General features: G+C 36.9%; 21 protein-coding genes and 1 tRNA gene. 12 read left to right on the top strand and 10 right to left on the bottom strand.

All coding sequences use genetic code 11. The annotated features are described in order from the left end of the window. The first annotated feature begins 35 nt into the window (after positions 1–35). From truB to F9B76_RS03665, 3 genes are all read left to right on the top strand, one after another. On the top strand, positions 36–791 hold the full coding sequence (gene truB / locus F9B76_RS03675; RefSeq protein ID WP_159992082.1) for a tRNA pseudouridine(55) synthase TruB: 756 nt from the start codon (positions 36–38) through the stop codon (positions 789–791). Beyond that, positions 788–2,611: a translational GTPase TypA gene (typA, locus tag F9B76_RS03670; protein ID WP_159990897.1), complete on the top strand. Its 1,824-nt coding sequence runs from the start codon at positions 788–790 to the stop codon at positions 2,609–2,611. The genes truB and typA overlap by 4 nt, the downstream gene beginning before the upstream one ends. Positions 2,612–2,836: 225 nt before the next feature. Further along, a tRNA-Asn gene (locus tag F9B76_RS03665) sits at positions 2,837–2,911 on the top strand. 71 nt (positions 2,912–2,982) lie between these two features. On the opposite strand, the gene F9B76_RS03660 is transcribed toward F9B76_RS03665, so the two are convergent. Next, a complete protein-coding gene (locus F9B76_RS03660; RefSeq protein WP_159990896.1) occupies positions 2,983–3,204 on the bottom strand; it encodes a tyrosine-type recombinase/integrase in 222 nt (73 codons plus the stop codon). 571 nt (positions 3,205–3,775) lie between these two features. On the opposite strand from F9B76_RS03660, the gene pssA reads away from it, so the two are divergent. Then, positions 3,776–4,561, top strand: coding sequence for a CDP-diacylglycerol--serine O-phosphatidyltransferase (gene pssA / locus F9B76_RS03655; RefSeq protein ID WP_159990895.1), 786 nt, complete (start codon positions 3,776–3,778; stop codon positions 4,559–4,561). A gap of 189 nt (positions 4,562–4,750) precedes the next feature. Here pssA and F9B76_RS03650 read toward each other — a convergent pair whose 3' ends face one another. Continuing rightward, positions 4,751–5,326, bottom strand: a complete 576-nt coding sequence (locus F9B76_RS03650; RefSeq protein WP_235914876.1) for a hypothetical protein — start codon at positions 5,324–5,326, stop codon at positions 4,751–4,753. Positions 5,327–5,442: 116 nt separating this feature from the next. On the opposite strand from F9B76_RS03650, the gene rpsO reads away from it, so the two are divergent. Further along, positions 5,443–5,712, top strand: coding sequence for a 30S ribosomal protein S15 (gene rpsO, locus F9B76_RS03645; RefSeq protein WP_159990894.1), 270 nt, complete (start codon positions 5,443–5,445; stop codon positions 5,710–5,712). A 145-nt stretch (positions 5,713–5,857) separates the two neighbouring features. After that, positions 5,858–8,011, top strand: coding sequence for a polyribonucleotide nucleotidyltransferase (gene pnp, locus F9B76_RS03640; protein ID WP_159990893.1), 2,154 nt, complete (start codon positions 5,858–5,860; stop codon positions 8,009–8,011). Between the two features lie 90 nt (positions 8,012–8,101). Here the strand turns inward: pnp and murJ are convergent, their stop codons facing one another. From murJ to lpxK, 5 genes are all read right to left on the bottom strand, one after another. Continuing rightward, positions 8,102–9,709 (bottom strand): murein biosynthesis integral membrane protein MurJ, encoded by a 1,608-nt coding sequence (murJ, locus tag F9B76_RS03635; protein WP_159992080.1) that lies wholly within the window; start codon positions 9,707–9,709, stop codon positions 8,102–8,104. 267 nt (positions 9,710–9,976) lie between these two features. Further along, positions 9,977–10,630 carry an adenylate kinase gene (gene adk, locus F9B76_RS03630; protein ID WP_159990892.1) on the bottom strand — a complete coding sequence of 218 codons (654 nt, stop codon included), beginning with the start codon at positions 10,628–10,630 and terminating at the stop codon, positions 9,977–9,979. A gap of 45 nt (positions 10,631–10,675) precedes the next feature. Beyond that, positions 10,676–11,497: a 3-deoxy-manno-octulosonate cytidylyltransferase gene (gene kdsB / locus F9B76_RS03625; protein ID WP_159990891.1), complete on the bottom strand. Its 822-nt coding sequence runs from the start codon at positions 11,495–11,497 to the stop codon at positions 10,676–10,678. Next, positions 11,487–11,663 carry a Trm112 family protein gene (locus F9B76_RS03620; RefSeq protein WP_159990890.1) on the bottom strand — a complete coding sequence of 59 codons (177 nt, stop codon included), beginning with the start codon at positions 11,661–11,663 and terminating at the stop codon, positions 11,487–11,489. Before F9B76_RS03620 ends, kdsB begins: the two co-directional genes overlap by 11 nt. Positions 11,664–11,689: 26 nt before the next feature. Further along, positions 11,690–12,805, bottom strand: a complete 1,116-nt coding sequence (gene lpxK, locus F9B76_RS03615; RefSeq protein ID WP_159990889.1) for a tetraacyldisaccharide 4'-kinase — start codon at positions 12,803–12,805, stop codon at positions 11,690–11,692. A 438-nt stretch (positions 12,806–13,243) separates the two neighbouring features. Here lpxK and xseA point away from each other — a divergent pair, with 438 nt between their 5' ends. The 3 genes from xseA to F9B76_RS03600 all read left to right on the top strand — a co-directional run bounded on the left by xseA (position 13,244) and on the right by F9B76_RS03600 (position 16,601). Beyond that, positions 13,244–14,689 (top strand): exodeoxyribonuclease VII large subunit, encoded by a 1,446-nt coding sequence (xseA, locus tag F9B76_RS03610; protein ID WP_243140674.1) that lies wholly within the window; start codon positions 13,244–13,246, stop codon positions 14,687–14,689. A gap of 123 nt (positions 14,690–14,812) precedes the next feature. Then, on the top strand, positions 14,813–15,394 hold the full coding sequence (gene sodB, locus F9B76_RS03605) for a superoxide dismutase [Fe] (protein WP_159990888.1): 582 nt from the start codon (positions 14,813–14,815) through the stop codon (positions 15,392–15,394). Positions 15,395–15,689: 295 nt separating this feature from the next. Then, complete coding sequence (locus F9B76_RS03600; protein WP_159990887.1) at positions 15,690–16,601, top strand: glycosyltransferase family 2 protein; 912 nt, start codon at positions 15,690–15,692, stop codon at positions 16,599–16,601. A gap of 152 nt (positions 16,602–16,753) precedes the next feature. Here the strand turns inward: F9B76_RS03600 and F9B76_RS03595 are convergent, their stop codons facing one another. Both F9B76_RS03595 and F9B76_RS03590 read right to left on the bottom strand, forming a co-directional pair. Then, a complete protein-coding gene (locus tag F9B76_RS03595) occupies positions 16,754–17,599 on the bottom strand; it encodes an aldo/keto reductase (RefSeq protein ID WP_159990886.1) in 846 nt (281 codons plus the stop codon). Between the two features lie 27 nt (positions 17,600–17,626). Then, positions 17,627–18,073, bottom strand: coding sequence for a nuclear transport factor 2 family protein (locus F9B76_RS03590; RefSeq protein WP_159990885.1), 447 nt, complete (start codon positions 18,071–18,073; stop codon positions 17,627–17,629). Positions 18,074–18,233: 160 nt separating this feature from the next. Here F9B76_RS03590 and F9B76_RS03585 point away from each other — a divergent pair, with 160 nt between their 5' ends. Further along, positions 18,234–18,743: a LysR substrate-binding domain-containing protein gene (locus tag F9B76_RS03585; protein WP_201289345.1), complete on the top strand. Its 510-nt coding sequence runs from the start codon at positions 18,234–18,236 to the stop codon at positions 18,741–18,743. A gap of 52 nt (positions 18,744–18,795) precedes the next feature. On the opposite strand, the gene ubiM is transcribed toward F9B76_RS03585, so the two are convergent. Continuing rightward, a complete protein-coding gene (gene ubiM / locus F9B76_RS03580; protein ID WP_235914877.1) occupies positions 18,796–19,980 on the bottom strand; it encodes a 5-demethoxyubiquinol-8 5-hydroxylase UbiM in 1,185 nt (394 codons plus the stop codon). 64 nt (positions 19,981–20,044) lie between these two features. Between ubiM and F9B76_RS03575 the strand changes: the two genes are divergently transcribed. Together F9B76_RS03575 and F9B76_RS03570 are read left to right on the top strand one after the other, a co-directional pair. Next, positions 20,045–20,860 (top strand): TatD family hydrolase, encoded by an 816-nt coding sequence (locus tag F9B76_RS03575; protein ID WP_159990884.1) that lies wholly within the window; start codon positions 20,045–20,047, stop codon positions 20,858–20,860. Positions 20,861–20,959: 99 nt separating this feature from the next. Beyond that, positions 20,960–23,473 carry a DNA internalization-related competence protein ComEC/Rec2 gene (locus F9B76_RS03570; protein ID WP_159990883.1) on the top strand — a complete coding sequence of 838 codons (2,514 nt, stop codon included), beginning with the start codon at positions 20,960–20,962 and terminating at the stop codon, positions 23,471–23,473. Positions 23,474–23,764: the final 291 nt, after the last annotated feature.

The raw sequence follows: 23,764 nt of genomic DNA, 5'->3' as shown, positions 1-23,764 counted from the left end.
GTTAAATACTCGTTATATATCTTTAGGAATACATGATGGCAAGAAGAAAAGGTCAAGAGATAGATGGTGTTTTATTATTAGATAAACCAGAGGGTTTATCCAGTAATCATGCCTTACAACGAGCTAGACGCACATTAGATGCTAAAAAAGCAGGTCATACAGGAACATTAGATCCCTTTGCTACAGGATTATTGATTTGCTGTTTTGGTAAAGCGACTAAAATCTGTGGTGCTATGCTTAATGTGGATAAAAGTTATCGAGCGACCTTATCCCTTGGCTCAGAAACTGATTCGGGTGATTTAACGGGTACAGTGGTGCAGAAAGCCCCAGAACAGTTTACAGGGATTACGGAAGAGGCATTAAAGTGTGTTTTACCCCGATTTATAGGTGAAATTGAACAGATTCCTCCTATGTATTCCGCCCTAAAACGAGATGGAAAACCCTTGTATGAGTATGCTCGACAAGGAATAGAATTAGAAAGAGAGGCGCGTAAAGTAAAAATTTATAATATTACGATTACGCATTTCTCCGCACAAGAAATTGTGCTCGAAGTGTTTTGCAGTAAAGGGACTTATATTCGTACCCTTGCTCAGGATATTGGTCGTGCTTTAGGTTGTTTTGCGCATTTAACTGCATTACGCCGAACATCAGTAGGGCCTTTTAAATTAAGCGATGCAATGAGTTTGGAGGATTTTCAACAGACTGAAAACCCTCAGAGTAAGTTGTTATCATTACATGATCTTCCTCTGGATTTATTACCAGAAAAATTACGTCAAAAGGAAATATTATGAGCCGTGCGCTCCGTAACATAGCTATTATTGCTCACGTTGACCATGGTAAAACAACGTTGGTTGACCAATTACTTCGTCAGTCAGGGACGTTCCGTGATAATCAACAAATCGCTGAACGTGTGATGGATTCAAATGATATTGAAAGAGAACGTGGCATTACTATTCTCTCTAAAAACTGTGCGGTTGAATATGAGGGTACGCATATTAATATTGTTGATACACCGGGACACGCCGACTTTGGTGGTGAGGTAGAGCGTGTATTATCAATGGTGGATGGCGTATTATTATTAGTGGATTCTGTTGAAGGCCCTATGCCACAAACACGTTTTGTGACGAAAAAAGCACTCGCTTTGGGCTTAAAACCTATCGTGGTTGTCAATAAAATTGATCGTCCAGGGGCGCGTCCTGATTATGTATTAAATACAACGTTTGATTTATTTGATAAATTGGGAGCAACAGAGGAACAACTTGATTTCCCTGTTGTTTATGCTTCAGGTTTAAATGGTTTTGCAGGATTGACAGAAGATGTTCGTGATGGTGATATGCGACCTTTGTTTGAAACCATCCTTAAACATGTTCCACAACGTAATGATGATGCAGATGCTCCTTTGCAATTGCAAATTATCTCTTTAGATTATAGTAGTTACGTGGGTAAAATTGGGGTTGGTCGTATTAATCGTGGTCGTGTACGTCCTGGACAAGATGTGGTGGTTAAATTTGGCCCTGAGGGTGATCCGATTAAAGGTCGTATTAATCAGGTACTCAAATTTAAAGGTTTAGAGCGTGAATTAGTCGATTCAGCAGAGGCAGGCGATATTGTTTTAATCAATGGTATTGATGAGATTGGTATTGGGTGTACTATCTGTGATCCTAATACACCAGAGGCTCTACCAATGTTAAAGATTGATGAACCTACGCTGACGATGAACTTTATGGTGAATACTTCTCCTTTAGCTGGACGTGAAGGTAAGTTCGTGACGAGTCGTCAAATCCGTGATCGCTTAAATCTTGAATTAAAATCAAACGTTGCCTTGCGTGTTAATGATACTGATGATGATACGGTTTTTGAAGTAAATGGCCGTGGTGAATTACATTTAACCATTCTTTTAGAAAATATGCGCCGTGAAGGATATGAATTAGCGGTATCTCGTCCTCGTGTTGTTTATAAAGAAATTGATGGCGTTCGCTGTGAACCAATGGAATTATTAACAATTGACCTTGAAGATGAACATCAAGGTGGTGTTATGGAAGAGTTGGGTCGCCGTAAAGGTGAGTTACTTGATATGCAATCAGATGGTCGTGGTCGTACTCGCCTAGAATACCGTATTCCTGCGCGTGGATTAATTGGTTTCTCAAGTGATTTTATGTCAATGACACGTGGTACAGGGTTAATGAGTCATATTTTTGATGATTATGCGCCTGTGCGTGAGGGTAGTATCGGTGAACGCCGTAATGGTGTATTAATTAGTCAGGATAATGGTGATGCGGTTGCCTATGCTTTATGGAAGCTCCAAGACCGTGGTCGTATGTTTGTTTCACCGGGCGAACCTTTATATGAGGGCATGATTATTGGTATCCATAGTCGTGATAATGATTTGGTGGTTAATCCTATTAAAGGAAAACAATTGACGAATATCCGTGCATCAGGTACGGATGAAGCTGTTCGTTTAGTGCCACCTATTAAACTAACCTTAGAATATGCGGTTGAGTTTATTGATGATGATGAACTAGTGGAAGTAACACCGAAGAGTATTCGTTTACGTAAGCGTTTCTTAACAGAAAATGAACGTAAAAAAGCAGCGCGAGAGGGTTTAGTTTAATATTCTCTCTTATAAGGCTTATAGCTATTAATAGCATATTGATATAGTCTTTGATTTTTAAAAAGCGAGTATGGAGTCAGTACTCGCTTTTTTATATCTCTTTTATTTAAGAAGAATGATTAGGGTATTTATTATTAATTTGTAGTATAAAAACAACTTTATCGTTATTTATCGTAAAATACTTGATCTATTTTTATAGATTTGGCATAATTTTATTTCTAACGTTGCCTAGTAGCTCAGCGGTAGAGCAGCGGACTGTTAATCCGTTGGTCACTGGTTCGATCCCAGTCTGGGCAGCCAAAGATTTTGTTAAAAATCAACTACTTATTACTTTTAGGTAGTTGATTTTTTTATTGCTAAAGAGAATAATATTAGACAGTGTCTACTATAAATGTAAAAATAGGGTAAGTGGTGGTGCTTACCCTTTCTTTTTGGTATTTGGCAGTGCCAATCCACCTTGATTTAACATAAATTTCTGTCGTTTTAATGCTTTCGTGCCCACCTAAAACTTGAATTTGTTTAAGTGGAACACCTCGTAACCACATATCAGTAGCATCTTTGCCTTTTAAGTCATAAAATCCAAAATGTTTCATGCTTATTTTTTCAAATGCTTTTGTTAGTATGAAATTTTTAAGGCAATATTGTGCTTGTACAGTTATTTATGGTAAAAGTGAATTGAGAATATCTACCATTATAGTGCTAAATATTTATTTTTGATAATGAGGTAGATGAAGTAAAACGGTAGGTGGATTTTTAAGATCGGAGAGTGAAGTTATTTAAATATAACTTTTATGTCGTATAACTTATAGTTATACGTGTGTTGATAAAGTTAATATGTTATTAATGTTAGAACAGTCAGCCGCCTTTGGGTGGCTGTATGTGTAAACTCATTAAATGAAGGGCTAAAGTAGATTAGCCTTAAATATCGTACTATTTTTGTAAGGTTTTTAAAATTGCATCTTAGGTGTTTTAACGTTAAATAAAATTCATATTCTTTTAAGAATAAAGGAAAGCTTTTCGGTTTATATCATTATATCTTAAGTTTAAGAATACCAAAATGAATAGAATATACGATGACTGTTGATGAAAGAAACCATAAACTAGCTAAAAAGAGTAAAATGTAGCGTTATTTATAAAATATGCTTGATAGAAAGGAAAGCATTTATGAGTCCTCAAAAGTTGCACCGTGGTTTTTATTTGTTGCCAAATGCTTTTACAACAGGTAATTTATTTGCAGGTGTTTTTGCTATTATGTTGGCAATGAATGATCGTTTTGAGTCTGCAGCAACCGCCATTTTTGTTGCTATGCTATTAGATGGTATGGACGGTCGTGTTGCTCGCCTTACTAATACGCAATCTGCTTTTGGTGAGCAATATGACTCAATGGCGGATATGGTTTCTTTTGGTGTTGCGCCTGCGTTGGTCATGTATTCTTTTGCACTTGATAATTTGGGACGACTAGGATTGATTGCCACCTTTATCTATGTTGCAGGAGCAGCATTACGGTTAGCACGTTTTAATACGAATATTGCTATTGTAGATAGTCGTTTCTTTCAAGGGTTGCCAAGTCCTTCTGCCGCAGCCTTATTAAGTGGTTTTGTATGGTTAAGTGCAGAAAATCGTATTCCAACGACAGATTCTATGTTATGGATTGCTTTTGTATTAACTGTTTATGCTGGTTTAACCATGATTTCAACAGCACCATTTTTTAGTGGGAAATCATTAATTAAGCGTAAAGAAGGGGATACTGCTAAAAGACCACCCGTATGGTTACTATTAACGCTTATCCTAACTTTTGCTATTGTGGCTTTAGATCCCCCTATTGTTCTTTTCTTGCTCTTTGTTATTTATTCTTTATCGGGTTGGGTTGTCTTTTTTGTACGATGGAAACGAGCAAGAAAATTAGTTGATAATCGACATAAAATTTCTCAAGAGGAATCTGAAGGATAACGTGGATTAAAAGTTATTTTATTGATGATAAGAGCCTAGTTAATGAAAGAACTAGGCTCTTTTTATATGTAATGATAGCATTATTTACTTTAGTATCTTGCTATCATTTTAATATATTATTAAAGTAGAGTGCCTTTATATTTGAATGTAAATCATATCAGCATATAGCGATGGGTAGATAAAAATGGATTAGTAAAATAACCAAAAAACACGTTCATAATCAGGATCTGGTCCTGAATGATAATGGGTAACTTGCTGACCATCTTTGCCTAAGTAGATATACATCACATTGTTCCAATAATTAGCTTCTTTGTAACGATAAGTCCATACTACTTCGTTTTTTTCACCTAGACCAGTACGTCCAATTTCAGCAGGAGGACCAAAGGTACATTGCACATCTTGTGCAGACCAAATCCCTTTATCTAATTGACGAAAATGGGCTAAATTAAGAACAGATTCAACACGATCAATTGTTCCTGTTTGTCGGGATAAATTGGCTGAGTATACGTACTGCCCCCTTGGTTGTTGAGACCAAATAAGGCGAGTGGTATTGGTATCAATGGTACATTCATGAGTTGGTTTTCCCATCTTAGCATATACAACTTCAGCAGGGCTATTACTAGGAATATCCCGATAAGTTGTACAAGCGGATAGAATAACTAGGCTAAAAATAGCTATAGGGCGGAATAAATAAGGCATTTTTTGTACAAAATAAAAGAAAACTTTGTTTTTAGAGAAAAACTCAGCTATAATGAGCAACTGCATTTATTAAGGAATGCTATAGGTAGTTTATCATAAGTTTTTAAAGATTTTTTGATAGACAATTATTTAAATCACGTTAGTATTATTCCATGACTAACGCACGTTATAAAGGAAAAATTATGTCAGTAGCAGACATCAAGAAAGCAGAAATCGTTGGTCAATTTGCACGTACACCTGGCGATACAGGTTCACCAGAGGTGCAAATTGCTTTATTAACTGCTCGTATTAATGAGCTAACTATTCACTTTAAAACACATAGCAAAGACTTCCACTCTCGCCGTGGTTTATTACGTATGGTTAGCCGTCGTCGTAAGTTATTAGACTACTTAAAAGGTCGTAACCCAGATGCTTACCGTGCACTTATCGAAAAACTAGGTTTACGTAAGTAATTTAATCCTTGTGATTTAATCAGGGTTCAAGACCGTACACAGGTTAGTTCACTGTGTGCGGTTTTTTATTGTTAATTTGCCTAAATACATGGCATCATGGTGTATTTGTATAGTGAAGGCAATACTATTAGAAGGAAGAGCATATATGTTCAATAAAGTCAGTAAATCATTCCAGTATGGTGCACATACAGTTGTTTTAGAAACAGGTGAAATTGCACGACAAGCATCGGGAGCTGTTGTTGCTTCTATGGGGGATACTGTTGTGTTGGCAACGGTAGTTGCGGCGAAAGAAGCAAAAGCAGGGCAGGATTTTTTCCCTTTAACGGTGGATTATGTTGAAAAAGCATACGCTGCTGGTCGTATTCCAGGTGGTTTTTTTAAACGTGAAGGTAAACCTACTGAAAAAGAAACATTAACCTCACGTTTGATTGATCGTCCTCTACGTCCATTATTCCCTGAAGGTTTTTATAACGAAGTTCAGGTTATTGTTCATGTATTATCAGTTGATCCAGAGATTGATCCTGATATTGTTTCTATGATTGGTACATCTGCTGCTTTAGCCGTTTCTGGTGTCCCTTTTAATGGTCCTATTGGTGCGGTTCGTGTAGGTTATATTGATGGTCAATATGTATTAAACCCAACCATTTCACAAGTGGCTCAATCACAAATGGATTTAGTGGTTGCAGGGACAGAATCTGCCGTATTAATGGTAGAGTCAGAAGCTCAGCAACTTAGTGAAGAAGTAATGCTAGGTGGCGTGGTATTTGGTCATGAGCAAATGCAAACGGCTATTAATGCGATTCATGAGTTAGTCGAAGCAGCGGGTAAGCCTGAATGGGATTGGCAGCCAGCACCTAAAAATGAAACCTTAATTGCTGCGGTTAAAGCCGTTGCTGAACAGGGTTTAAAAGAAGCCTTCCAAATTCGTCAAAAACAAGAACGCTCTAGCAAACTAAAAGCGGTTGCGGCACAAGCGAAAGAAGTCTTAGCTCAACAAGCGGTAGAACGTGGTGAAGAAACACCTGATGAAGTGGCAATTGATAATATTATCTTTGATTTAGAGTCAGCAATTGTACGTGGTCAAATCCTTAATGGTGAGCCTCGTATTGATGGTCGTGACACACGCACTGTACGTCCGATTTCGATTCGTTTAGGTGTATTACCACGCACGCATGGTAGTGTTTTATTTACGCGTGGTGAAACACAGGCATTAGTGGTAGCGACATTGGGTACTAAATCAGATGAACAAATTATTGATTCTGTATTGGGTGAGTCTCGTGATCATTTTATGCTTCACTATAATATGCCTCCTTTTGCAACAGGTGAGTGTGGTCGCTTTGGTTCACCAAAACGTCGTGAAATTGGTCATGGTCGCCTTGCTAAACGAGCATTAGTGGCAACATTACCTCCTCATGATGATTTCCAATATACCATTCGTCTTGTATCTGAAATTACCGAATCAAATGGTTCTTCTTCTATGGCTTCTGTATGCGGTGGTTCTTTAGCTATGATGGATGCGGGTGTACCAGTGAGCGATCATGTGGCTGGTGTTGCAATGGGTCTGATTAAAGAAGGGAATAAATTTGCTGTTCTAACCGATATTTTAGGTGATGAAGACCACCTTGGTGATATGGACTTTAAAGTAGCAGGTACAGAAAAGGGTATTACTGCATTACAAATGGATATTAAGATCCAAGGGATTACCAAAGAAATTATGCAAGTGGCATTAGCACAAGCACGCGAAGGTCGTTTACATATTCTTGGTAAAATGAAAGCGGCTATTTCAGGTTCTCGTGAGGAGCTTTCTAGCTTTGCACCGCGTATGCTAACCATGAAAATTAACCCAGAAAAAATCCGTGATGTCATTGGTAAAGGTGGTGCAACTATCCGAGCCTTAACAGAAGAAACAGGTTGTCAAATTGATATTACGGATGAAGGTGTTGTCACTATTTCTTCAACTGACTTAGAAAAAGCGAAGGAAGCAGAACGCCGTATTGCTGAATTAACAGCAGTGGTTGAAGTCGGTCAAGTCTATGAAGGTACTGTTCAACGTCTATTAGACTTTGGTGGTATTGTTCAAATCTTACCAGGACGTGATGGTTTACTTCATATTTCAGAAATAGCTAACTATCGCATTAATGATATTAATGATGTATTAAGCGTTGGTCAAAAAGTCAAAGTCAAAGTGATTGAAGCAGATGATCGTGGTCGTTTACGCTTATCAGCAAAAGCATTAGGTGGTTTAGAAGGATTAGAAGGTTCTGCTCCTGTATTACCAGAAGAGCCTACTGCTGAATAGGATACTTGGTATCTAATCAAAGAAACCCTCTAGCGATAGAGGGTTTTTTGTTGAATAATGAATATTCATAAGATTTTTAATGGTTACTTACTAACGTACTCTTGTAAAATCTCGTATCCTAAACCCTATAATAAATAAACTAGCAAAGTAAATAAGCATACTACCTAAGAGAATAATTATCAATGCCATAATACGACTAGCAGAGGGTATCCATGATAAATGCCCTAACCATTGTGCTATTTTTAAACCTAACCAATGATTAATGCTATGAGGGTCAAGCATCTGCCAATCAATAAATTGTTGTGCGTAGTAAAGCCATAATCCTAATAATAATAAAGCAGGGAATAAGCGTATAAAAAAGGGTAACCACGATGTACGAGAAAGATAAGCACCACGGCGGCGTAAACCTATATATAGGCAGAGTGCATTCATACTCGCCCCTAATCCTACGGATAATGCTAACCCAGCGTGAGCAAAGAAAGGCACAAAAATAAGATTAAAGACTTGTGTACTGATAAGTACCATAATGGCAATTTTTACGGGTGTACGAATATCTTGTTTAGCATAAAATCCCGGTGCAAGGATTTTGACTGATAAAATACCAATAAGTCCAATCGCATAGGCAAAAACAGCGGTTTTTGTCATTAGTACATCTTGGTGTGAGAAAGCACCATAATGAAATAAGCTCGCTACTAAGCCCTCACTCAATAACGCTAAACCGAGTACACAGGGTAATCCCAGTAAGAAAACCAAGCGTAATCCCCAATCCAGTAATTGACTGTAGTTTTCAATATCCCCTTTGGTATTAGCGGCTGTTAGGCTTGGTAAAAGCACCGTACCGATAGCAATACCGAGTAGGGCAGTGGGAAACTCCATTAAACGATCAGCAAAAGAAAGCCATGTTACGCTGCCAGACGGTAGCCATGTGGCAATATTGGTATTAATAAGAATAGAAATTTGAGCGACAGATACCCCTAAAATAGCAGGTCCCATTAACTTAATGATACGTTTAACATGAGGGTCAGCCCAAGCCTCTTTTAGATTGTGCCTAAAGCTAGGTAATAAACCAATTTTTGCTAAAGCAATCCATTGTACAATAAGCTGAGCAATTCCTCCGATCATGACACCAACAGCAAGTGCATAAATAGGTTGTGCAAATAGACCTACTAAAAAAAAGCAGGCAAAAATCATGGAAAGATTAAGTAGGACGGGTGTAAATGCTGGGATAGCAAATTTTTTCCATGTATTTAGTACACCAGAAGCAAAAGCTACTAAGGACATACATAAAATATAGGGAAACATCACTCTGGTCATCCAAATGGTTTCCTGAAGTCCTGCATTTTCTTTCATTCCTGTTGCCGTAATCCATACGACAATGGGGGCGCCGATAATACCAAGTAGGGTGACAATGAATAGTGTAAAGAACAGTACCATTGCCACATGATCTAAGAGTGTTTTAACGTGTTCTGGAGTTTGTTTTGCCTTTTGCTCCCCTAATATAGGTACAAAGGCTTGAGAAAATGCTCCTTCAGCAAAGAGGCGACGTAGTAAATTAGGAATACGAAAAGCGACCCAAAACGCATCAGTAAAGGGACTTGCTCCAAAAGTTCGGGCAATTAAAATATCACGGATAAGTCCTGTTATGCGTGATAGTAAAGTAAGTCCACTAATGGTGGCAGCTGAACGTAATAAACTCATTGCTATATTAATAGGGTTATAAAAATCAATGATATATGGACTCATATCAATGATTTGTTAATCGGACTAGGCATCAATATTCATGATAAGAGTAGCTCTAATAGATCTATTCTTTATAATGAATGTTCTGGAGAGGTATTATACTTTTAAATAGGAGGAAAGTACGAGATAAAATATCTGTAATTGGGATATTTTTATAGATAAGTGTCAAGTAATACTAAAGCACTATCTGACCCAGTAGAAACTGAGTCAGATATAAATAACTAATTACTTAATGGCATCTGCAATGCGTTGTGTAATCTCTTCAACCTTGCCGACACCTGATACTTTGACATATTTAGGCGCTTGATCTGGTGATTGACTTGCCCAGCTAGAGTAGTATTCTACAAGAGGGCGAGTTTGTTCTTGGTAAACATCTAGACGTTTACGAACAGTTTCTTCTTTATCATCATCGCGTTGAATAAGAGGTTCACCTGTTACATCGTCTTTATCCTCTACTTTGGGAGGATTATATTTGATATGGTAGCTACGACCACTTTCAGGATGAATACGGCGACCACTCATTCGTTCAATAATCGCTTCACTGGGTACATCAATTTCAACCACATAATCTAGCTGAACGCCTGCTTCTTTAAGGGCATCTGCTTGAGGAATAGTACGAGGAAAGCCATCAAAAAGATAACCATTTGCACAGTCTGGCTGCGTAAGACGATCTTTGACTAATCCAATAATAATATCATCAGATACTAACTTACCTGCGTCCATCACTTTCTTTGCTTCAATACCTAAGGGTGTTTGTGCTTTTACAGCAGCTCGTAGCATATCACCCGTTGATATTTGTGGGATACCATATTTTTGAGTAATAAAACTCGCTTGAGTACCTTTACCTGCACCGGGAGGGCCAAGAAGAATAAGACGCATAAGTGTTCTCCTGAAATAAATTAACCTTTTAATAGCAATCAATCATTATAAAGGCTTTTTGTGTGTATTGGGTAGAGAATGAGGGAATATGTGAGAATCTGCTGTATCAGCAAGATAAGCCCTTAATCGCAATAGATCCTCTTCTGTATCAACACCGGGCAATGGGGCTTGTTGTGTTTTGAGTACAAAAATCTTATAACCATGCTCTAATGCTCTAAGTTGCTCGAGTGATTCATGCTGCTCATAAATACCTGTCGATAATTGTGGATAGTGTTTGAGAAAACCAACTCGATAGGCATATAAACCAATATGATGTAGTGCATGACTAGGATGAGGCAAGAGGGATTTATCCTGATTAAAAGCATCTCTTGCCCATGGAATAGGTGCACGAGAAAAATAAAGTGCTAATCCCTTTTTATCACAGACAACTTTAACAATGTTAGGATTAAATAGTTTATCTGCCTCGGTGATGGGATAGGCACAAGTAGCAATAGATGCTTCAGGATGCTCAATTAGTGAATAAGCTACTTGGTTAATCAACTCAGGATCAATGAGGGGTTCGTCACCTTGTACATTCACAACAATCGTGTCATCAGTTAGATCGAGTGTCTGTACAACTTCGGACAATCGATCTGTGCCAGAAGGGTGTGTTTTAGCCGTTAGCATGGTTTGAAGATGATGAGATTGTGTGACTTGAGCAATATGTTCATCATCGGTAGCGATAATAATACGGTCAGCCTTTGATTGCTTGGCTTGTAATGCAGTACGAACAACGAGTGGTAAGCCACCGACATCTGCAAGCATTTTTCCCGGTAGTCGTGTGGATGCTGCTCTGGCAGGAATAATAGCAATAAATTTATTTGTCATGTGATGCGAGTGAACGAGCTTGCTCTTTAAGTAAGATAGGAATTCCGTCTTTAATTGGGTAAGCGAGTTGAGCTTCTTCGGAAATGAGTTCTTGTTTCTCAGCATCATAACGAAGAGGTTTTTTAGTCACTGGGCATCGTAATTTTTTAATAAATTCTGGATTCATATAAACAACTATCCTGATTTAACAATTTATTCGGTATAAGTAGAGTATAACGGTAAATGCGAAACTTTGTGATAAATTTCATCAAAAAATTCAGGATTAGTAAATTGAGCATCAACATGGACAGCCCACCAATTATCTTGTGCAAAATGACGACATTTAATCGCATCTTTACTGGTCATTAATACTATACCCGTCGTAAAAGGGGCTAAATCTTCTGCTTGAAAGGCATAATGATCATCAAAGTCTCTTGTTGCTTTAAGCGTAATACCCATATTGTTAAGGCTTTGATAAAACCGTTGGGGATGACCAATGCCCGCAATGGCATAAAAGGTTTGATGAGAAAAGTTTCTTAAGAAAGAAGAAACCGAGTAATGTTTTCCTGAAACGATATGCTCAAAGGTTTGAATACTGAGATACATACCAATATGCTGGGTTTTTTCGCTAGAAGAGGAGGTATTGCTCTTAGTGCTATTTGTGTTTGTGAGATAGGCTTGATCCGCTTGTGCTTTCGTATTATAGTTTGTTACCACAAAATCAACCGTTTGTAAGCGTGAGGCACTTTCACGCAAAGGGCCTGCTGGTAATAATTGACCATTACCAGTACCTCGTTGATCCTGAACAATAATTTCAATATCACGGGCTAATGCATAATGTTGTAGCCCATCATCACTAATAATTACGTTTGTTGTAGGATAATCAAGTAGTAATTGTTCTACTGCTTTTGAACGTATAGGATGTACGGCAATAGGTGCATATTGGGCAAGTAAACTAGGTTCATCGCCAATTTCATGGGGGTATGCATTTTGTTGAAAGGCACTTTTGGCATATTTACCAATCTTTACGCCATATCCTCGGCTGATAATACCGGGGGAATATCCCCTTTGCTGTAGGGCTTTGACCAGTGCAATGGTTAAGGGTGTTTTACCTGTTCCTCCAACAAAGATATTACCCACAACAATAACAGGCACGGGGGCATGAAAAGCTAGATTTGGTTTTGTTAGGTAATGTTGCCGTTTTTTTTGTGTATAACAATAGCTTATACCGCTCAATGGTGATAGCAGAAAGCTAAATAGCCCTTTTTTTAACCATTGTGCCTGAATAGAGTGATGAAGAGTTGTTTTGATTGTTTTAAATAAACGCATTATTTAAGAGAAAGGGAAAAGAATAGGTATAGTTTAAAATAATTTGTTCGCAAATGCGAACTAAATAAATTGTTTTTGTTTTTTAGGTAGGTAAGCGTGTATATTCTGCTATTTGTAAGCAGGATTGAGTAGAATAGTGGCATGAATAGTTATTGTAAAATACATGACTTATTCATCATATTTTGGATAACTTTAGCGAAATAAGTTATCCCCATTTTCTTTGGATAACTCTGTGCAAAAGTTTGCTTAGCATAGGATTTACATAAGCTAGCTTACTACTGCTTAAAAAGGGTGCAATTTTATTATTATTGAAATAATGCTTTAAAATCAATTGGTTATAAAATACTTTTAATGAAAAAGTTTATTAATCTTCGCTAATCTATAGCAAATTGACGTATCTTATTGATTTTTTCTTGTTGTGGAAAATTTATTTGTTTTGTGACGAAAAAGATGAATGTAAATGATTTTTATGGTATAGATAAACCCTCGCCCCTAGGACAAGAAAAACCTGTTGTCAGTGTCTCTCAATTAAATCGATATGTAACAAGAGTTTTATCAGAGCAGATTGATGTATTATGGATTAAAGGGGAGATTTCTAACTTTATACAATCTGCTGCGGGGCATTGGTATTTTACGCTTAAAGATGATCATGCTCAGGTAAGAGCGGTTATGTTTCGGGGAAAGGCTGTATCGGTTGATTTTCGTCCTCAAAATGGTATGGAGGTTGAGGTTTTTGCCCAAGTAACATTGTATGAACCAAGGGGGGATTACCAGTTGCAGGTTTGGCAATTACGTCAATCTGGTCTGGGCAATTTACATGAAACTTTTTTACGGCTTAAAGATAAATTAGAAAAAGAAGGGCTTTTTGATGCGAGACGTAAGAAACCCTTACCATCATTTATCCGTACGGTAGGTATTATTACGTCATTAGGCGCGGCTGCTTTACAAGATGTGTTAACCGCTATTCGCCGTAGAGCTCCTTATATGCGTATTATTATTTATCCTAGTCTTGTACAAGGTAAAGAAGCGCCACAATCTCTGATAAATGCTTTATCTCAAGTAAAAGAGCGACAAGAAATTGATGTTTTATTGATGGTCAGAGGAGGGGGAAGTATAGAGGACTTATGGGCGTTTAATGATGAACAACTAGCACGAGAGATTGATCAGTTTCCATTACCTGTTGTCAGTGGTGTTGGTCATGAAACTGATTTTACGATTACTGATTTTGTGGCAGATGTGAGAGCCCCTACCCCAACAGCGGCGGCTGAATTGGTGTCAGTCACAACAGAGGCTTGGCAAAATACAATATCACACTATTTACAGCGATTATATCGGGCGTTTACGCATCAAGAACAAACGTATATTATGCGTTTAGATCGAGCGAGTCATCGGCTGATTTCCCCTCAGCAACGTTTACAGCAATGGTTTGAAAAAACCCAATTTTTACATCAACGCTTAGAGAAAAATATCCATCAGCAGCTAAAAGATAATGCCTTGCTATTAAACCAAGAAGTACGTGCTTTGCAACAAAATCGTCCTGATATAACGGTATTACGGCATCAAGTAGAGAGTTTAGAGAAACGATTATACCGTTCATTACCACAGCAGATTATTCCTAAACAAGAGAAAATTAAGCAATATACATATCAATTAATACGTCTTATGCCTAGACTATGGCAATATAAACAATCTCAGTTAGAGGCTAAAAAAGCATCACTTTATGCGTATAACCCAAGAGCCATTCTTCAACGGGGTTATTCGATTACATATGATGAGCAGATGAAAGTGGTACGCCAAGCCAAACAGCTACAAAAAGGGCAAACTCTACAGATAGAATTGGGGCAAGGTAGGGTGAATGTATGCGTTTTAGATGCAGATAATTGACTTCTAAGATAAAATATACAGACTGATAAGTTATTATTATCAGGAAAAATGCTCATATAAAGCCTATAAACATTATTGTTATCGATAGGTTTTGCTATTTAACACTTATTTTAGGAAAAGAAAATGGTACATACATTACCCGAATTGCCTTATGCTTTAGATGCATTAGCACCTCATATTTCAAAAGAAACATTAGAATACCACTATGGTAAACATCATCAAACTTATGTGACTAATTTGAATAATCTTATTCCTGGCACAGAGTTTGAGAATCTTTCTTTAGAAGAAATCGTTAAAAAATCAACTGGTGGTATTTTTAATAATGCTGCGCAAATTTGGAATCATACATTTTACTGGAATGGTTTATCACCTAATGGTGGTGGAAAACCTGAAGGTGAACTTGCAAAAGCAATTGATGCTAAATTTGGTAGTTTTGAGGCATTTGTTGATGCGTTTAACAAATCAGCAGCAGCTAACTTTGGTTCTGGTTGGACATGGTTAGTGAAAAAAGTAGATGGTACAGTAGATATTGTGAATACAAGCAATGCTGCTACACCTTTAACCACAGAAGATAAGCCATTATTAACCTGTGATGTTTGGGAACACGCTTATTATATTGATTACCGCAATTCTCGTCCTAACTATTTAGGTGGTTTCTGGAAAGTGGTTAATTGGAAATTTGCAGAACAAAATTTTGCGGCATAAGTTTGTTATCACTTATATAAGTAAAAAAAGCAGGTAATTTACCTGCTTTTTTTGAGAGTTTTAATATAGAAAACAGTTATATTGTCGTTAATAATCAAAGTAAGATACCGTATATCTATATTATCAATTCATTATTTAAAATGTAGTGTTTCTCTATTTGAATAGAAACTAATGAGAAGTAAACTATCTCACTAATGGTCTAAATAGCTTATTGATATTTGAAAATACAAAAAAATTGACCGCACTTTTCCTTATATTTAGAATATAGCCAATTTCTATTTTTGACTTATTAACTATGCCACACAATACTTCGCCTTTATTTTCAATCATCGTCCCTGTTTATAATGTAGAAGCCTTTGTTCATAAAGCACTCTCTTCAGTATTGCAACAAAATTTCGAACACTATGAATTAATTGTGATTAATGACGGTTCAACGGATCAATCCGGTGATATTTGTTATTCACTGGCTCAACAATTTCCACAAATAACCTTTATTCAAACAGCGAATAATGGCGTTTCTACCGCAAGAAATATCGGTCTAAAAGTGGCTAAAGGTCGGTATATTATGTTTTTAGACGGAGATGATTTTTGGGAAGGGAAAAGTATTCTTAGCGATATTACCAATATTATTAAAGAAAAAAATGAGCCGGATATTATTTTTCATTCCTTTAAAGTCATCCATTTACATGATCCTTCTAAACCACAGGATATTATTCATATTGATAAGTCGGATTTATCGGGAAGTTATTACGATGATTTTTCTCTACTCATATCTCGTTCTATATACCGTTCAAGTGCATGTATGAAGGTTGTAAAGCGAGAAATCATTATCCAAAATAATATTTTCTTTCCAATCGAAAAACGTTATGAAGATAGTGAATGGAGTTTCAAATTAGCTAAGCATATTCATCAATATGCTATTTATGACAGTTTTTTCTATTCATATCATGTCGGGAGAATAGGTAGTACAACAGCATCACTTCCGGCAAAAAATGTTAAAGATTTTTTATCTATTATCCTATTTGAATTGGAACAATTAGCTGATATTAAACAATCTCACCCCGATTTATTTGAAGGATTATTTGCCTATATTCAACGAGAGCTTTATTTTGCTACTCAATTTTTTATGTCGTTGCCTGAGGAGGATAAACAAAATCTTGTTGGCGATTTAATAAAATGCTGTCGGTTACGCGATAGTTATACATAAAAGATAGGAATAACAATATAGCAGTCTAAAAACTTAACAAAAATTAACCGCACTTATTAATGCCGTATTAAACAAGGTGGGTAAATTACCCACCTTATGTTTATTATTTAGTTTCTAAATTTTGCTACCAATAAATAACGAGAAAAATCCCACTAAATTCCATGCACTTCATAATTGGCTAAAAAGGCAACGGCTTTAGGGTCATCATGTCTGAAAATATGGGATTGACCGAGATCTAAGGTGCGAATGTGTTTTTTATCTTCCTCATTCAAACTGAAATCAAAGATATTTAAATTTTCTACCATACGTTCTGCACGACTTGATTTTGCCAAGACGATAATATTTTGTTCAATCAGCCAACGTTCAATCACTTGAGCGGTGGTTTTATGGTATTTATCGGCAATGCCTTTTAATACGGGATGATTGAAAATATCGTCCATTCCTTCTGCAAAAGGCGCCCATGCCTGCACGGTAATTCCCATTTCTTGTAATTGTGCGATTTGTTCGGGACGTTGATGGAACGGATTGACTTCAATTTGATTGACTTGAGGCATCACTTTGCTATAAAGACCAAGACTTGCCACTTCTGAGGGAGTGAAATTACTCACCCCAATAGCGTGAATTTTTCCTTCTGTTTTGAGTGCGATTAAATCACGCCATGCCGAAAAAGTGTCGTTAAATGGCTGATGTAACAACACCAAATCAATATAATCCGTACCAAGTTTGGCAAGAGAACGTTCAATTGATGCACGGGCATCCAGATAATTTGTGAGCCAGACTTTGGTGGTAATAAAAAGTTCCTTACGATCGACACCTGATTTTGCAATGGCTTGTCCGACTTCTTTTTCATTCAGATAGGCTTGAGCTGTATCAATATGGCGATAACCTGCTTTAATTGCGTCTAATACCGCTTGTTCCGTGTGTTCAGGGGCAATTTGGAATACACCAAAACCAAGCATAGGGATTTGTTGATTATCGGAAAGTTGAATATATTGCATGATTGTACTCCTTGTTGAGTGGGTTGTTTAAGCATTTAATACATGACTATCGCTAATCATAAAATTGGCAATACGGCGTTTGATTAGCCATGTGCCGTTTACTTTTGTGTAAGTATCGTTGTAGTGAACATAATGGTTATGAATAATATCTTTACCGTCTTTTTCTTCCACCAATGCTACTTGGCAATAGGTGATGGCTTCGGCTTGGATGTCATCTAAATGTGTGACGGTTAATTGTCCGTTAAGGTGATAGACTGTTTTGAAATTGGCTAAAAAATTAGTAAATACTTCTACAATTTCGGCACGATTTTTCATATCGGCAAACACTTCTCCACCAATATAAGTGGTGACATGGGCATCTTCAGTAAATAATGGATCTTGTGCCGCTACATTTTTCTCATCCGAAAGGTTTGAGAAAGTATCCACCAATTCTTTAATTGCTTGTTTTTCAATTAAGGTTTTGATAGTGTTCATTTAGTTTTCCTTTATTCCTCGGTATATTATTATTTTATACCGCATTTTAATGAAGATAAATTGGGGTTAAATTGATAGTGTCGTGAATTTATTTCATTAATTACTTATACTTTCGCTATTCCAAAACTCTCACGATCCGCAAATTAACCTTGAAATTGTGGTGGAAAATCGCTGGGTGGATATTGTAAAAGAGGGCTTTGATTTTGGTGTACGATTGGGACGAGATGTGGCAATTGAAATGATTGCCGTACAAATTTCTGAACCACTCAAAATGGCATTAGTAGCAAGCCCTACTTATATTGCTGAAAAAGGTGTGCCAAAAACAATCGAAGAATTAACTCATCATCGTTTGATTGGTATGTGGATTTCAGCCCAACACGGTTCGGAGTTGCCTTGGGAATTTAAGGTGAAAAAAGAAACGGTAAAATTTATCCCTAGACCACAATTTTCTATTAATAATCATCTTCGTACACAAGCGGTACTGGATGGCTTAGGTATTGCTTGGTTGCCGCAAATGGGTGATGTGCAAAATTATTTAGATCGTGGCGAATTGGTGGAATTATTACCGAAAAATGCCATGGTTTACGATCCGTTTTATCTCTACTATCCAAGCCGACAAGGGCATTCAAATGCCTTTCAACTCGTAGTTAATACATTAAAGAGCATTTAAGTGATAAAAAAGCAGGCTTATTAAACCTGCTTTTCTATATATGATTAACGACTTAAATATGCGTTAATTGACGAGTAATCAAGTACTTAACGGGGGGGAGGTTATTACTGATACGCATAACTGCAGAACGTAGTAGTTTAGCGGGTGCATTTTCAGTGGTAAAGAGCTTAACCACAAAGTTAGTACCATGATAGAGTGCTCTGGTACTTAACATATGTTTACGCTCATATTTGGCTAATAAACTAGGTGCCGCAATATCTTGTCCTGCTAATGCTGCTTCTGTGATAAGACCACCTAATATCATTGCACTTTGTAAACCAAGGTTATAGCCTTGGGCAGTAACAGGGTGCATACCAACAGCAGCATCACCAATAACGGCGCATGATACCCCATAGAACGTTTTAGCATGTACTCCGACAAGAGGGTAACTGACTAATGTTTCTTCCATGTGCATATCACCAAGTTTATGTCCTAACTGGTTCATAATACTTTGTGCTAATTGTTCAGGGGTTAAATCGGTAATCTCATGAGAACGATGAGTATCAATCGTTACTACACAACTACTGAGATGTTCTTCTAGGGGGAGAATAGCCAAAGTACGACCATAATGGAAACACTCAAAAGCAGTATGTTCATTCGATTTAGTATGACGCATACGGAAAACGTGTACGGTACGACCAAAGTCATTCCAATCAGCACCAATACCCATTTTACGGCGAGTATTTGAGAATCGGCTATCTGCAGCTACAACAAGGCGAGCAGATATTTGCTCGCCATTATCTAGTGTAACGGTTGCACCTTGTTCATTTAAAGCAACGTCTTTTACACCTAAACCATAACGGATTTGTACATTATTTTGCTCTTTAACTGCTTGATAGCTAGCTTGTCGAATGCAGTGATTAGGAATTAAAAATCCTAAACCTTCACCAGGGATACGAGGATTTTTTTCTTCAAAATGGAGTTGATAATCTGACGTACCGTTAAAAACTTTAGCATCACGTAGAAGATATATTTCATCTTTTGGAAGATGTTGCCATATATTAAGTTGTTGCATACTTTGGCGAGAAGAGTGCGTAATAGCAATTTCTCGTCCATCAAAAGCAGGGTTTTTAATATTTTCTTCTTCTTGTTTTTCAAGTAAAAGTACCTTTAAAGGGCTTTGAGCCAGTGTACGGCAAAAAGCTAAACCAGCAGGACCCGCCCCTACTACAATAATATCGGCATCAAAAGACATCATTATCCTCCTAATGATAGAAACACAGTAAAATAGCCTTTATTTTACCAAAAACTTTAATATATTTATGCTAATTGATACACATTGCCACTTAGATGCGCCAGAATTTGATACGGATAGAATGGCTGTTATTGAAAAAAGTTTGAATAATGGGGTAACAGGTATTGTCATTCCAGCGGTAATGAAAAAGAATTTAGGTATTGTTAAAGCATTGGCAGCACAGTTTAAGGGTGGGTATTATGCCTTAGGCATTCACCCTATGTATGTGCGTTATGCCAAAGATGAAGATTTGGCGGATGTTGAATTAGCCATTCAATCAGCATTAGATAATGAAGATATACGTTTAGTCGCTATAGGGGAAATAGGCTTAGATTTCTTTGTACCAGAGATTAGTACAGGAATAGAAAGAGAAAGGCAACTCTTTTTTTACAAAGAGCAACTTAAAATGGCTAAAAAATATCAGCTACCTGTTTTGCTTCATGTAAGACGTTCTCAAGATATGGTGCTTAAATATTTGCGTCAATTGAATATACGAGGGGGGATTGCACATGCTTTTAATGGTAGTGAGCAACAAGCTAAGGCATTTATAGAGCAGGGTTTCTGTTTAGGGTTTGGGGGAACGATGACTTTTACGCGTTCTTTACAAATTCGCCGTTTGGTAACACAAATAGATATGCAGTCTATTGTATTAGAAACGGATGCCCCTGATATTCCACCTGCTTGGTTATCAGGAGATAATCGCCGAAATAGTCCAGAAAATTTACCTCGTATTGCACAAGTATTAGCTGATTTAAGAGGAATGTCGCTAGACGATATTCAAAAAATCACCACACAAAATGCACTCCGTATCATGCCTAGAATGCAGTTATCTTATGTACAATAAATATTAGGGTAATCCCTCTAGGATAAATGTAAACAGTAGTTATTGGTATTTAAGATCGAGTGATAAATAATACACTATCTTTTTATATATTGATGGTTTATGTTATTACGCTTTTGTATTGGTATGGTAAGTGGTGTTGGATTGACACAGTATTTAAGTGTGTTGCCTCCACTAACAGTTACTTATTACTTACTCATTTCTATATTTGTATTGAGTATTGGGTGCTTGGGTATTTATGGGTATAAAAAGCCTTATACCGCTTCTTTAAGTAACAAAATAATGGTTTTTTATCAAACCTATCAACAAGGGATAAAGTCTATCTTATTTTACTTATTGGGCTTTATACTTGCTTTTAGCTATTGTTTATGGTTAGCTCATCAACGTTTAGATAATGTATTAGCAGAGGAACATATTGGTAAAGTAAGTCGTTTGCTTGTGCGAGTAACGGATATTGCTTTATATGATACAGATAGTGTACGGTTTGATGTGGAGGTACTTGATGCACCATTTTTAAAGGGTATTCCTGACACGATACGGGTGCAATGGCTATTGAGTAAACAATTTAATCTTTATCAAAAAAAAACTGCCGATCATATACCGTTGATCCGTCCCGGACAAGTATGGGAGATGTCATTAAAACTTAAAGTTCCTAATACCTTACTAAATCCGGGTGGTTTTGATAATGAACAATTTCTTTTTCGTGAAAATATTCGTGCTTTAGGTACGGTAAAAGGGACACCTACTTTACTTAAAACAGCAGACCATACTTTATCCACATGGATTCAAAGTTGGCGGCATGATGTACGTGCAAATATGCAACCCTTTTTAGAGGGAAAGCGTTATGGAGCGGTTATTTTGGCATTAGTGATGGGGGATCAACAAGGGATTACACAAGAGGACTGGAAGTTATTTAATCAAACAGGTATGATACATTTAGTGTCAATCAGTGGTTCTCATATTACGATGCTATCTGGTTTGGCAGCGTTAATAACACTATTTTTATTAAAAAGAATAAGATACAAATATAAACGACTAAGTGAATTTATAAATATTTGGTTAATAGCAGGTGGTATTGCTGTATTAACGGCTTTACTCTATTGTTTATTAGCTGGGTGGGGAGTACCTGCGCAACGGACTTTTTTGATGTTATTGATGGTTTATCTGATGCAATTATTTAAATATAAACTATCATTACCTTCCTTATTTTTAGTTGTAGCAGTGTTTGTTCTATTACTTGATCCTTGGGCGATATTAACGACTGGTTTTTATTTATCTTTTGGGGCGGTTGCTGTATTGCATCAATTATTAGCACGCTTTCAATTGGCTAAAATTCATCAACAACAAGCCACATCTACGTATTCACCCTATATGGTTTTATTAAAAGAGTGGGTGGTGTTGCAAGGAGCGATGACTATTGCTTTAGCCCCTTTCTTAATGGTCTTTTTTCATCAGATTTCATTGATTGCTCCATTAGTTAATGCCTATGCGATTTTTACGGTAGGGATGATTATTACACCAATGGCATTATGTTTGGGCATCTTGAGTGTTATAAACCCATGGGATACGTTAAATCAGTGGATAGCGGATAGTTGTCATTATTTACTCGAAAAAGTGATGCAATTAAGTCAATGGTTAAGTGAACTATCATGGGCAATGATTGATTTTGCCGACCAACCGATATGGGTACTTGCTTTATGTGTTGTTGGTATTTTGCTAGGGTTATTACCCCAAGGTATTCCTTTTAAAGGATTAGCTATTTTTTTATTGCTTCCTGCTTTTTATTTTCAAGATAAAACAATTGCAGAGGGTGAATGGCAGATGTGGGCTTTTGATATTGGTCAGGGAGGGGCTATTTTGGTTAAAACACGTCATCACTATATGTTATTTGATACAGGAATCAGAAGTTCAGTGAATAATAATTCAGGTGAAAGAGTATTACTACCAGCCTTTAGAGCTTTAGGTATCAAGCAGTTAGATGCTTTGGTGGTTTCTCATGCCGATCTTGATCATAGTGGGGGGATGTCTTCGCTGGTAGAACAATTTTTTATCCATAACGTCTATGCTTCTTTTAAAGTGGATGCCTTTATCGACTATGAGGCTAGACTTTTGGATAGAGAGATTAGTAGTGTAAATCCTGATTTATCTTATCAAGTTTGTGCTAAAGGGGTAAGTTTTTCTTTTGATGGGGTCGTTTTTCGATTTTTAAATAAACCCATTACTACTTTACCGATAAAATCGAAAAATGAGCAGAGCTGTGTACTGTCTATTGAAGGAAAGTATCATAGAGTGCTATTAACTGGTGATATTGGTAAGGCACAAGAAAAAGAGATACAGTGGCACCCCTATGATATTGTACAAGTTCCTCATCATGGTTCTCACTCTTCTTCAAGTCAGATATTTATTGAACAGGTATCACCACAGATTGCCTTTGCACAAACAGGGTTTAATAATCAATTTAAGCACCCTCACCAAGTAGTTAAAGAAGCATGGCAAAAGCAGGGAAGTCTATTTTTGAATACAGCAGAAACAGGGGCACTTTATTTTCGCTCTATGGTACTAGGACTGCAGCATGAACAATGGCGAGAGAAACATAGGCGATATTGGCATAGATAGCACTTATTAATGGTTTTTATTGGTAATAACTGCTACTAAGAATGGGGAAATTATTGTATTTTACCTAAAAAGGAAGGGTGTCTATTCTATATTGAAAATGGCTTATTTGAGATGGCTAAACTGACTATTTTTGTCCTTCTTAACTAAATCTGGTATTTTAGGCAATTATAAAAAATCCCTATGATTTAATAAGTGTTAATTATCGTTAAAATAGCGTTTTATGGATATATAGACGATTAAAATAATTAAATATTGTATGATAAGTAATTAGTAGTAATTCATATAAGCCAA

Source organism: Pelistega ratti (genome assembly GCF_009833965.1).
Classification (GTDB): domain Bacteria; phylum Pseudomonadota; class Gammaproteobacteria; order Burkholderiales; family Burkholderiaceae_B; genus Taylorella; species Taylorella ratti.
This window is presented reverse-complemented; position numbering and strand designations above follow the sequence as displayed.

What these genes read in the sequence shown, in the direction of transcription:
- lpxK (WP_159990889.1), bottom strand. Translation starts at nt 12,805, where the DNA reads ATGCGTTTATTTAAAACAATCAAAACAACTCTTCATCACTCTATTCAG.
- adk (WP_159990892.1), bottom strand. Translation starts at nt 10,630, where the DNA reads ATGCGTCTTATTCTTCTTGGCCCTCCCGGTGCAGGTAAAGGTACTCAA.
- F9B76_RS03590 (WP_159990885.1), bottom strand. Translation starts at nt 18,073, where the DNA reads ATGAACACTATCAAAACCTTAATTGAAAAACAAGCAATTAAAGAATTG.
- typA (WP_159990897.1), top strand. Translation starts at nt 788, where the DNA reads ATGAGCCGTGCGCTCCGTAACATAGCTATTATTGCTCACGTTGACCAT.
- F9B76_RS03570 (WP_159990883.1), top strand. Translation starts at nt 20,960, where the DNA reads ATGTTATTACGCTTTTGTATTGGTATGGTAAGTGGTGTTGGATTGACA.
- F9B76_RS03575 (WP_159990884.1), top strand. Translation starts at nt 20,045, where the DNA reads ATGCTAATTGATACACATTGCCACTTAGATGCGCCAGAATTTGATACG.
- kdsB (WP_159990891.1), bottom strand. Translation starts at nt 11,497, where the DNA reads ATGACAAATAAATTTATTGCTATTATTCCTGCCAGAGCAGCATCCACA.
- F9B76_RS03650 (WP_235914876.1), bottom strand. Translation starts at nt 5,326, where the DNA reads ATGCAGTTGCTCATTATAGCTGAGTTTTTCTCTAAAAACAAAGTTTTC.
- F9B76_RS03660 (WP_159990896.1), bottom strand. Translation starts at nt 3,204, where the DNA reads ATGAAACATTTTGGATTTTATGACTTAAAAGGCAAAGATGCTACTGAT.
- F9B76_RS03600 (WP_159990887.1), top strand. Translation starts at nt 15,690, where the DNA reads ATGCCACACAATACTTCGCCTTTATTTTCAATCATCGTCCCTGTTTAT.
- F9B76_RS03620 (WP_159990890.1), bottom strand. Translation starts at nt 11,663, where the DNA reads ATGAATCCAGAATTTATTAAAAAATTACGATGCCCAGTGACTAAAAAA.
- truB (WP_159992082.1), top strand. Translation starts at nt 36, where the DNA reads ATGGCAAGAAGAAAAGGTCAAGAGATAGATGGTGTTTTATTATTAGAT.
- pnp (WP_159990893.1), top strand. Translation starts at nt 5,858, where the DNA reads ATGTTCAATAAAGTCAGTAAATCATTCCAGTATGGTGCACATACAGTT.
- pssA (WP_159990895.1), top strand. Translation starts at nt 3,776, where the DNA reads ATGAGTCCTCAAAAGTTGCACCGTGGTTTTTATTTGTTGCCAAATGCT.
- murJ (WP_159992080.1), bottom strand. Translation starts at nt 9,709, where the DNA reads ATGAGTTTATTACGTTCAGCTGCCACCATTAGTGGACTTACTTTACTA.
- ubiM (WP_235914877.1), bottom strand. Translation starts at nt 19,980, where the DNA reads ATGATGTCTTTTGATGCCGATATTATTGTAGTAGGGGCGGGTCCTGCT.
- sodB (WP_159990888.1), top strand. Translation starts at nt 14,813, where the DNA reads ATGGTACATACATTACCCGAATTGCCTTATGCTTTAGATGCATTAGCA.
- rpsO (WP_159990894.1), top strand. Translation starts at nt 5,443, where the DNA reads ATGTCAGTAGCAGACATCAAGAAAGCAGAAATCGTTGGTCAATTTGCA.
- F9B76_RS03595 (WP_159990886.1), bottom strand. Translation starts at nt 17,599, where the DNA reads ATGCAATATATTCAACTTTCCGATAATCAACAAATCCCTATGCTTGGT.